The sequence below is a fragment of the Methylomagnum sp. genome (genome assembly GCF_054333355.1).
Genome location: NZ_JBTEKS010000010.1, coordinates 21274 through 30299, shown reverse-complemented (window position 1 = coordinate 30299; position 9026 = coordinate 21274). Strand labels below are relative to the sequence as shown.

Annotated in this window: 12 protein-coding genes and 1 pseudogene; 10 read left to right on the top strand and 3 right to left on the bottom strand. The window is 55.9% G+C overall.

What is annotated here, in order from left to right; genetic code table 11:
• Together sucC and sucD are read left to right on the top strand one after the other, a co-directional pair.
• Nucleotides 1-1063, top strand: a 1063-nt coding sequence (gene sucC / locus ACXWUF_RS02025) for an ADP-forming succinate--CoA ligase subunit beta (protein WP_458492980.1), incomplete at its 5' end; no start/stop codon positions are given.
• A gap of 2 nt (nt 1064-1065) precedes the next feature.
• The gene (gene sucD, locus ACXWUF_RS02020; RefSeq protein ID WP_458492979.1) at nt 1066-1956 is read left to right on the top strand and encodes a succinate--CoA ligase subunit alpha; all 891 of its coding nucleotides are present in this window, start codon (nt 1066-1068) and stop codon (nt 1954-1956) included.
• 100 nt (nt 1957-2056) lie between these two features.
• Here sucD and ACXWUF_RS02015 read toward each other — a convergent pair whose 3' ends face one another.
• On the bottom strand, nt 2057-2488 hold the full coding sequence (locus ACXWUF_RS02015; RefSeq protein WP_458492978.1) for a DUF29 domain-containing protein: 432 nt from the start codon (nt 2486-2488) through the stop codon (nt 2057-2059).
• A gap of 186 nt (nt 2489-2674) precedes the next feature.
• Here ACXWUF_RS02015 and ACXWUF_RS02010 point away from each other — a divergent pair, with 186 nt between their 5' ends.
• The 6 genes and pseudogenes from ACXWUF_RS02010 (at nt 2675) to dtd (ending at nt 6172) form a co-directional block, all read left to right on the top strand.
• The gene (locus tag ACXWUF_RS02010; protein WP_458492977.1) at nt 2675-3826 is read left to right on the top strand and encodes a helix-turn-helix domain-containing protein; all 1152 of its coding nucleotides are present in this window, start codon (nt 2675-2677) and stop codon (nt 3824-3826) included.
• Entirely contained in the window at nt 3816-4409 is a 594-nt protein-coding gene (locus ACXWUF_RS02005) for a hypothetical protein (RefSeq protein WP_458492976.1), read from the top strand. The genes ACXWUF_RS02010 and ACXWUF_RS02005 overlap by 11 nt, the downstream gene beginning before the upstream one ends.
• A gap of 569 nt (nt 4410-4978) precedes the next feature.
• Nucleotides 4979-5116, top strand: a pseudogene (locus tag ACXWUF_RS02000) (BrnT family toxin); the annotation flags it as partial.
• Nucleotides 5100-5378 (top strand): hypothetical protein, encoded by a 279-nt coding sequence (locus tag ACXWUF_RS01995; RefSeq protein ID WP_458492975.1) that lies wholly within the window; start codon nt 5100-5102, stop codon nt 5376-5378. The pseudogene ACXWUF_RS02000 and the gene ACXWUF_RS01995, both read left to right, overlap by 17 nt.
• Nucleotides 5379-5394: 16 nt before the next feature.
• Nucleotides 5395-5715, top strand: coding sequence for a rhodanese-like domain-containing protein (locus ACXWUF_RS01990; RefSeq protein ID WP_458492974.1), 321 nt, complete (start codon nt 5395-5397; stop codon nt 5713-5715).
• Nucleotides 5716-5719: 4 nt separating this feature from the next.
• Nucleotides 5720-6172 (top strand): D-aminoacyl-tRNA deacylase, encoded by a 453-nt coding sequence (gene dtd, locus ACXWUF_RS01985; protein WP_458492973.1) that lies wholly within the window; start codon nt 5720-5722, stop codon nt 6170-6172.
• Here dtd and ACXWUF_RS01980 read toward each other — a convergent pair.
• Entirely contained in the window at nt 6141-6647 is a 507-nt protein-coding gene (locus ACXWUF_RS01980) for a DUF3617 domain-containing protein (RefSeq protein WP_458492972.1), read from the bottom strand. The two genes, dtd and ACXWUF_RS01980, sit on opposite strands and share 32 nt — an antisense overlap.
• A gap of 341 nt (nt 6648-6988) precedes the next feature.
• On the opposite strand from ACXWUF_RS01980, the gene ACXWUF_RS01975 reads away from it, so the two are divergent.
• Nucleotides 6989-7516 carry a hypothetical protein gene (locus tag ACXWUF_RS01975; RefSeq protein ID WP_458492971.1) on the top strand — a complete coding sequence of 176 codons (528 nt, stop codon included), beginning with the start codon at nt 6989-6991 and terminating at the stop codon, nt 7514-7516.
• Between the two features lie 54 nt (nt 7517-7570).
• On the opposite strand, the gene ACXWUF_RS01970 is transcribed toward ACXWUF_RS01975, so the two are convergent.
• Nucleotides 7571-8143, bottom strand: a complete 573-nt coding sequence (locus tag ACXWUF_RS01970; protein WP_458492970.1) for an NUDIX hydrolase — start codon at nt 8141-8143, stop codon at nt 7571-7573.
• A 253-nt stretch (nt 8144-8396) separates the two neighbouring features.
• Between ACXWUF_RS01970 and ACXWUF_RS01965 the strand changes: the two genes are divergently transcribed.
• Nucleotides 8397-8987: a hypothetical protein gene (locus tag ACXWUF_RS01965; protein WP_458492969.1), complete on the top strand. Its 591-nt coding sequence runs from the start codon at nt 8397-8399 to the stop codon at nt 8985-8987.
• Nucleotides 8988-9026: the final 39 nt, after the last annotated feature.

The following is a 9026-nucleotide window of genomic DNA, read 5'->3' as shown; positions in this document are numbered from 1 at the left end:
GGAAATCGGCGGTAGCCGCTGGGTGGTGAAGGCGCAAATCCACGCGGGTGGTCGCGGCAAGGCCGGTGGCGTCAAAGTGGTTGATTCCATCGACCAAGTGAAGAAAGTGGCCGACGCCATGATCGGCAGCCGCCTCGTCACCCACCAAACCGGCCCTTCGGGTTCGCTGGTGCATCGGGTCTGGATCGAACCGGCCAGCCAGATCAAGAAAGAGTTCTATTTGGGGCTAGTCATTGATCGCGCCACCCAGCGCATCACCGTCATCGCCTCCAGCGAGGGCGGCGTGGACATCGAGGAAGTCGCCCAGATCAGCCCCGACAAGATCGTCACGGAAGTGGTCGATCCGGCCATTGGCCTCCGCGATTTCCAATGCCGCAAGGTCGCCACCGCCATCGGCATCAAGGGCAAGCTGATGGGGCAGATGACCAAGTTGATGAAGTCCATCTACCGCTGTATGCGGGACCGGGACGCGCTGCAATGCGAAATCAACCCGCTCGCCATCGTCAGCGACGGCGAAGACAAACTCATGGTGCTGGACGCCAAGTTCAACTTCGACGACAACGCCCTCTACCGCCAGCGCACCGTCACCGAGCTGCGCGACCTCGCCGAGGAAGACCCGAAGGAAGTCGAAGCCTCCGGCCACGGACTCAATTACATCGCCCTCGACGGTAACATCGGTTGCATCGTCAACGGCGCGGGGTTGGCGATGGCCTCCCTGGACGCCATCACCTTGCACGGCGGACGCCCGGCCAACTTCCTCGACGTGGGCGGCGGCGCGTCGCCCGAGAAAGTCACCAATGCTTGCCGGATCGTGCTGGAAGACCCCAACGTCAAGTGCATCCTGGTGAACATCTTTGCCGGTATCAACCGCTGCGACTGGATCGCCCAAGGCTTGATCCAGGCGTGCAATAGCCTACAAATCAAAGTGCCGCTGATCGTCCGCTTGGCGGGCACCAATGTCGAAGAAGGCCGCAAAATCCTGGCTGAATCAGGACTGGCCTTCATCACCGCCGAGAATCTGGACGCCGCCGCCGCCAAAGCGGTTGAAACGGTACGGGGTTAAGCATGAGCGTTTTCGTCAATAAAAATTCCAAGGTTATCTTTCAAGGCTTCACCGGCGAGCACGCCACCTTCCACGCCCAGGACGCCATGAACATCGGCACCAACGTGGTCGGCGGCGTCACCCCCGGCAAGGGCGGCACCGTGCATTTGGGGCTGCCGGTGTTCGACACCGTGGCGGAAGCCGTGGCCGCGACCGGGGCGGACGTGTCCGCCGTGTTCGTGCCGCCGCCCTTCAACGCCGACGCGCTGATGGAGGCCATCGACGCCGGGATAAAAGTGGCCGTGACCATCGCCGACGGTGTGCCGATTCACGACATGGTGCGCCTGCAACGCTACCGGGTGGGCCGCGACACCATCATCATCGGCCCGAACACGCCCGGCCTCATTACGCCGGGCGAGTGCAAGGTGGGCATCATGCCGTCGGGCATCTATAAGAGGGGCAACATCGGCATCGTGTCCCGTTCCGGCACGCTGAACTATGAGGCCACCGAGCAGATGGCGGCGCTGGGCTTGGGCATTTCCACGTCGGTCGGTATCGGCGGCGACCCGATCAACGGCACCGATTTCGTGACCGTGTTGAAGGCGTTCGAGGCGGACCCGGAGACCGAGATTGTGGTGATGATCGGCGAGATAGGCGGGCCGCAGGAAGTCGCCGCCGCCCGTTGGGCCAAGGAGAATATGTCGAAGCCGGTGGTGGGTTTCGTGGCCGGTCTGGCCGCGCCGGCGGGTCGCCGCATGGGCCACGCCGGGGCGATTATTGCCAGCGAGGCGGACACCGCCGGTGCCAAGATGGACGCGATGGAGGCGCTGGGGCTGTATGTCTCGCGCAATCCGGCGCATATCGGACAGACGGTGTTGCGGGCGATGCAGGAGAAGGGGATTGCGGTGAAATAAGGGTATTCCCGGCCCCTTTAATTAGGGGAATCCCAAATAAGAAAAGCCGCTGGCCCATCCCGGACCAGCGGCTTTTTTGTGTCCCGTGGTTTTATTGGGTTTATTCCGGCCAGAAGTCGGGATTCATAATATCGCTGAATGACCACGGGCAATTCTCGGGGAAATCTTCCAGCCCGGTTTCTGCTTCCGCCATCGCCGCCGCTTTGGTCCAGACTAAATCCCACCATTCCATGTCGTCGAATTTGTGCTTTAGGCTGGGGGCTTGTTTGAGGGCATAGGCGACATCTTTGCGTTGTGCGGCGATAGTGCGGCGCCAACTGCTGCCGCGTCGGGCGGGTTGGTAGCGCCATTTGAGTAAGTGGCCGATGAGGACGACGAGGCGGTTGGTGAGTTCGCGTTGCTCTGATTTGCCCACGTCTTCTATCTCGTCGGCGAGGTGTTGAATATCCAGGGCGTCGAAACGCCCGGCCCGAAGTAGCGCCGCTTGTTGGTTGGCCCAGGCGACTATGTCTTGCTCGTAGGGGGTAAGCATGGGTTTTCTGGTTGGCTTGGCTAGCTGGGATTGGACTTGATGTATCTTAACTCAAGATACGCTGTATTCCATGTGGGTCACTTGCTCCTTGCGGAAACAATCAAAAGATTTTATCCTTTGGCATATATAGCTCTTTGAGAAGCTCAATAAATTTTAACTGTGGTCATTTAATTGGCGGATAAAAAAATGAGCCTAAATTTGAATCTTATGGGAAGCAAAATCAAAAGGTATAGAGAGCAATTACTTATTACCATTGAAGAGCTATCAATATCTACTGGAATAGATGGCATGAAACTGGATTTAGTTGAAAGCGGAAAAACCGAGCCGACTGGTGACGAGATACTAATATTGGCTGATTTCTTTCGCTGCGACTATAGGTTTTTTATTTCCAACGAAAAGCTTGCTCCGTTTGAACAGACAGAAGAATTATACAGACAGTTTGGGCGAGAGTTTACCGCTTTAGATAGGAAGAACATACAAGATTTCCTATTCCTTTGTGAATGTGAAGAGTTTCTTCAGACGGAGCTTGCCCTAAAGAAACACACCGAAAATTTTTCCTATACAAAACAAGGAGCTTATTTTAAAGCTCACGGCCAAGAGGCAGCCTTTTTACTGAGAAAGCACCTTGACTATAAGGATAACGAAGTTGTGAATAATATTTATGAGGACATTAGAGAAATTGGGGCGCATGTATTCCGAAGAAAACTAGGAAACTCAAACATCTCAGGGCTATATATTTACCATCCAGTCGCGGGAAAATGTGTTCTTATAAACTATGATGAGGATATTTATAGGCAGAGATTTACGGCAGCTCATGAATTAGCGCACGCCATTTTAGATATTGATAAAGATGTGGTTGTATCTTTAACGAAATGGACAGAAAATGATCTTGTCGAAATTCGCGCTAATACTTTTGCGTCACATTACTTAATTCCACCAGAAACGCTTAGTGTACTTTCACCTATAAATCAATTGAATGCATCTTTCCTCATAGACTTGGCCAACAGGTTTAAAGTAAACATAGAACCACTTTTGTATTCTTTAAAAAACAATGGCTTTTTGGATTACCATGAAGTTAAAAAATTTCAAGGAGTTTGCATTCCCAGAGACATGAAGGAGGATTCAGAACTTCCAAAAACTTTATCCGAAAAATCAAAATACCGAAAGACATCCTTGTTAGAAATTGGATTATCAGATTACTATGTCAATCTGTGCTTTGATGCTTATGACAATGGAGTTATATCGCGAGGCAGATTGGCAGAATGCTTACTAATTAAGCCAGATGAGTTAAATAGCATCTCTGATTTATATGGCAGGAGCATGAAGCATGGAAATTAATATATCGCGTTTCGCCAAAACAAGCGTCATTGACACTTGCGCAATATGGCACATTCTATCATCCACCAAATTAGTCTCAGCCGTCAAAGCATCAAATGCACACTTTGCTGCCACAGCTTTTGTTTATTATGAGGCACTATATAAGCCAAGGAGCGCCCCAACTCGGGAGGACATTGAATTACAACAAAAATTGCGAGAAGAAAGGCTGCTAGGTTTTTTTGGAGATTGTTCTATTGACATATCGGATCTGCAAGAAGTAGGAATATTAGAGAAAAGAAAGCGTTTGGGAAAAGGTGAACTTTCGTCAATTGCATTCGCCAAAAAGACAGGGCTAGCATTTATGACGGATGACCAAAAAGCACGAAAACTAGGCAAATCAATTATAGGAAAAGATCAAATACAAACCACCCCCCATCTGTTTGGTTGGCTATTTTATATGGGGTATCTTGAGAGTTCAGATAAACTCGATATTATCAACCAACATGAAAGCCACGGCGGCAAGCTACGCCAGTATTTTGAAGAAGCATATAAAGAAGCGAAGCGTTATCTTATTATGGACGGCAAGCCTGACAAGCTGAGTTGAGGTACGAAACCCAGCACAACACGCTGGCCTTAACCAACTAGAGCAACCCACCATGCCCATACACCAAGTCACCTTCCAAGAATGCACCACCCAATTCCCCGCCATCTTTGAGCTTTGAGCGCGGTAGGCTGGGTTGAGGCACGAAACCCAGCGCAGTAAACAGATAACCTAGGTTTCTGCAAAGCTCCAATCCAGCCCACGGCCCTACTTGCTTAACCAATCAGAGCAACCCAATTCCCCGCCATCTTTGAGCGCGTCGCCAAAAACCACGAGGTTATCTCGGTTCAAAAAGAACCCGAATAGGCCAGCGTAGCCCGGATGGAACTTCGCGAAATCCGGCTACGGATATATTCCACTCGTTCCCAAGCTAGGTAGGGTGGGCATGCATTCCATGCCCACCGTTTTCGGACTGAGCAAGCCGCGATTCAACTAAAAACATGCACTACGAATGGGACGAAAACAAACGCCGAGCCAATCTTGTCAAACATGGCGTTGATTTTGAAATGGCCGTTGATTTTGAATGGGATACTGCACTGGAAACCATCGATGATTGATTTGATTACGACGAAACCCGCTGGGTTGCGATTGGAAAAATCAAAAGGCTAACTTATGTAATAATTTATACCCTACGCGGCGATAACATCCGAATCATCAGCTTACGCAAAGCCAACCCCCACGAAAGGCAGCATTATGAAGCTCAAACCTGAAACCATCGAATCCACCGACTGGGATGAAGTCGAATCCCCTCCCCTCTCCGCCGAGTTATTAAGCCGGATGCGGCCCGCAAAAGAAACCCATCCCAATCGACCAAACCGAATACCTAGCGTTCAATCCCATAAACCCATATATCTCGACCAAGAAATCCAAACCTACCTAAGCGCCCGAGCCGAATCCAAAGGCATGGATTTATCGGAACTGGTGAATAACCTACTGCGCAAAGACATTGAACTCATCGAAGCCGTCAAATAAGTATCCTTAAATCCCCATGAAACAAATCACCGCCCCCGAACTCCACGCCCATCTCCAAACCGCCGAACCCAAGCCGCTCCTACTCGACGTGCGGGAGCCACGGGAATTCGCGTTCTGCCACATCGAAGGCAGCCTCCACATCCCCATGAACGATGTCCCCGCCCGCCTCGCCGAACTCGACCCGGCGCGGGAAATCATCGTCATCTGCCACCACGGGATGCGCAGCGCCAGCGTGGCGACCTTCCTCATCAGCCGGGATTACCCCAACGTGGTCAACCTGAGCGGCGGCGTCGACGCCTGGGCCACGCGGGTCGAGCCGACCATGCCGAGGTACTGAGACCATGATCGCCGTCATCCAGCGGGTCACGCGGGCCGAGGTCACGGTGGCGGGGGAAAGTGTCGGGAAGATCGGGCCGGGGTTGCTGGCCCTGGTGGCCGTCGAGAAAGGCGACATGGAGCCCCAAGCCGAGCGGCTGGGCGAGCGTATCCTGAGCTATCGGATATTCAGCGACGCCGACGACAAGATGAACCTGAGCCTCCGGGACACCGGCGGCGGGTTGCTGCTGGTGTCGCAGTTCACCCTGGCCGCCGACACCCGCAAGGGCTTGCGGCCCAGCTTCACCCCGGCGGCGGACCCGGAGACCGGGCGGCGGCTGTTCGATGATTTAGTGGCGCGGGCGCGGGCCAAGCACTCACCCGTCGAAACGGGCCGCTTCGGCGCCAACATGCAGGTGGAATTGGTGAACGACGGGCCGGTGACGTTCATTCTGCGGGCGGCACCGGAGCTACCATAGCGGATGGCGGCGCGGGCGCGGTTCCGCCCGCCGCGTTGCAACTCCCGAGATAAACCGCGTGCAGCTTGTTCTGCATGGCGGTGTTCTGCCCGCCCTGCCCCGCGTCTGCGAAGCTCACGTCCAGCGTCCCGTCCAGGCGGGTGGCGGAAAAGCTCATCTCGCCGTGCCCCGTGAGGCCCAGTTGGCCCGCGCAATTCAAATCGAACCGGACGTGCCCGCTGGAATAATCCCGGTTCAAGAAATCACACCCGGTCACGCCCTGCCCGCCCATTCCCGCCAGCAAGCGGTCTGGGTTGCGGGCGTCGTCCTCGGTCAGGCATTGGGTCAGCACAAAAGGCTCGGGATTCCAGCCGGGCGAGGCCGCCACGCTGGACTCCAGGGAAATCTTCCACAATCCCGGCTTGATATCTTCGGCAATGGCGGCGCTTCCGCCGAGGATAAGGGCGAGTGCCGTCAAGGTTTGGATGGCCTTCATGATGGTTCCCACGGGCTGGTTGAAAGGAATTCAGCCCAGCGTTCGGCACCGGGCAAGCGGATGATACCAGCGCGGCCACGCCCGGCAAGATGGCATGTCTTGTTCCCCAGAGCGATCACGCTATGCCGGGAAACGGCTGTTTTTCCCTCTCGCTTTGGGGAGGGGGAAATTCACAGGGCGCGGTTGTCCTGTCCCCAGGGTTGCCCGAATGTTCAGCACTTCATGGCCCGGAGTCCGTCCAAGTGGGATATGGTATGGTTGGCGCGGATTCATCGAGCGGGCGCCGACGGATTCGCCAGCCCCCTACCCCACCGACCACGGACTCACGCTGGGAGCGCATCATGAAAACCCTGGTTCCCCTACTTGTCGCCACCGCCCTGCTGACTCCCGTCATGGCCGACGCCAACCCGGTGTACCGTTGCGTGCGGAACGGCCAGGCCATCTTCACCGACGAGGCCGACGACGCCTCCTGCAAGCCCGTCAATCTCCAGGTGGTCGAACCCAACCCCGGAGATGTCGCCCGGGCGCTGGAGAAAAAGCACCAGCAGGCCGAGCAGGAACGGCTACAACGGGAAGCGGATGAACGGGACGCCGTGATCCGCGCCCAGGTGGACGCGGCGCGGGCCGCCGAGCGCTTGGCGGAGGAACAGCGGCGGCAGGTCAAGCAACAGGCCACGCGGGACGCCCAGCGGCAGGCGAATCCCTATTGGTATCAGGGCTACGGGCCGGGCTATGGCTATCCGCCTTCCGGCCATCGCCTCTACCCGCCCGCTTATCCCAGGCCCATCCCCGCCCCCATCACAACCCCAGCCCGGCCATCGACCCCCAATTATCCCTATGGCCCGGATCGGGCCACCGTGGGACGCTAGCTTTGCAGCGTTCACATGAGGCCGAGTCGGTTTTGAAAACCGGGGCGGCCTTTCTCACCGCCGCCCGTTCCCGCCCAGCCTTTCCCGCAGCGCGGCCAAGGCCACCCGCCCCGAGTTGAACGCCAGCCGCGCCGGTTCCAGGGCGTCCGGGGCGATCAGCACATAATCCCCCACGTCGTCCCCCGCTTGAATGCCGGAGATGTCCGCCGCCTCGCAGACGAAGAACAAATCGGTGGTCTTGTACGTCACCCCGGCATAGAGATACGTGTTCGAGGCGCTGGCGAGATAGCGGAACTCCGACACCTCGATGTGCAGCTCCTCGTGGATTTCCCGCCGTAGCCCGTCCTCCACGGTCTCGTCGAATTCGACGAAGCCGCCCGGCAAATCCAGCATTCCCTTGGCCGGTTCCTTGGCCCGCACGCACAGCACCAATTGACCCCGGTGGAGGATGAATGCCGCCGCCGCCGCCGCGCTGTTGAAAAAGAACAAGAAGCCGCACCGCCCGCAGCGCAATGAGCGGCTGTCCTCGATGCGCGGGGCCGACGCGCCACACCCAGGGCAATGACGGAACACGCGGGCGGGGCCATCCAAGCGGGCGGCGGCGGATTCGGTCGTGGAATTTTCCATGGTCACGGCGACACCTCGACGTTAGCGGTGGCGGGATGAATGGGCCATGGCACCCGCGTTTTGAAAACCGCTGGCGCGGATTGGCGAAACCATTGTTTAAGGAAATGAGGTTGCATTTTTGGTCCGAAGGTCTTAGAAAACAGCCCCTAGTTTCGGCGGCATAGGCGAATCGGGCCAGCGGATGTTATCCGAGTTGGACAATCCCTCGCGCCACACGCCGAAACAGGCTTTTTTCCGTTTATGAAAATAGGTTATGAACGTTTTAAATAAATTGAATTTCCTTGGCAAGAAAACTCGGGCGTACCTGCTTTGCGCCGCCGCATTCTCGGCGCCGCTCCAGGCGGCCTCCCTCAGCGGGATCGTCGGGAATTGGGGCGCCGATTTAAAAACCAAGCTCTCGGTCAGTGGCTTTGGCGTCCAGACGCTCAAAAGTTCCGGGCTATGCGTTTTCAGCACGGTCGGCAGCGTCAACGCGGCGTTTTCCTGCAATGGCTATAAGCAGGCGCAAGGCCAAAGCTACAGCGGCATTTCCGTCATCGTCAGGCGGGGCAAACAAATGGATTGGTATTTAAATCCCGCCGCCCTGGATCAAGTCCAGGCGAACGTGACGAAATGGCTGGTCGAACGGAATCTCGCGAAGGGACGAATCCTGGACCCCAGCCGGGTCACCTATGAATTCGACGAATTCAATTACAAGCCCATCAAAATCGCGGACAACCTCGACCAGCCCGTCACGGCGAATCTAAGCATGAAAGGCCGGGCCATACAGTTCATTAATGGCAAGTACGAGATAAAGTCATTCAGTTACACCGTGCAGATTCAATTCCTGGCGCGGGTTCCCTAGAAATATTCGCCAATCCTCTCGATGAGTCCCCAAGGACGG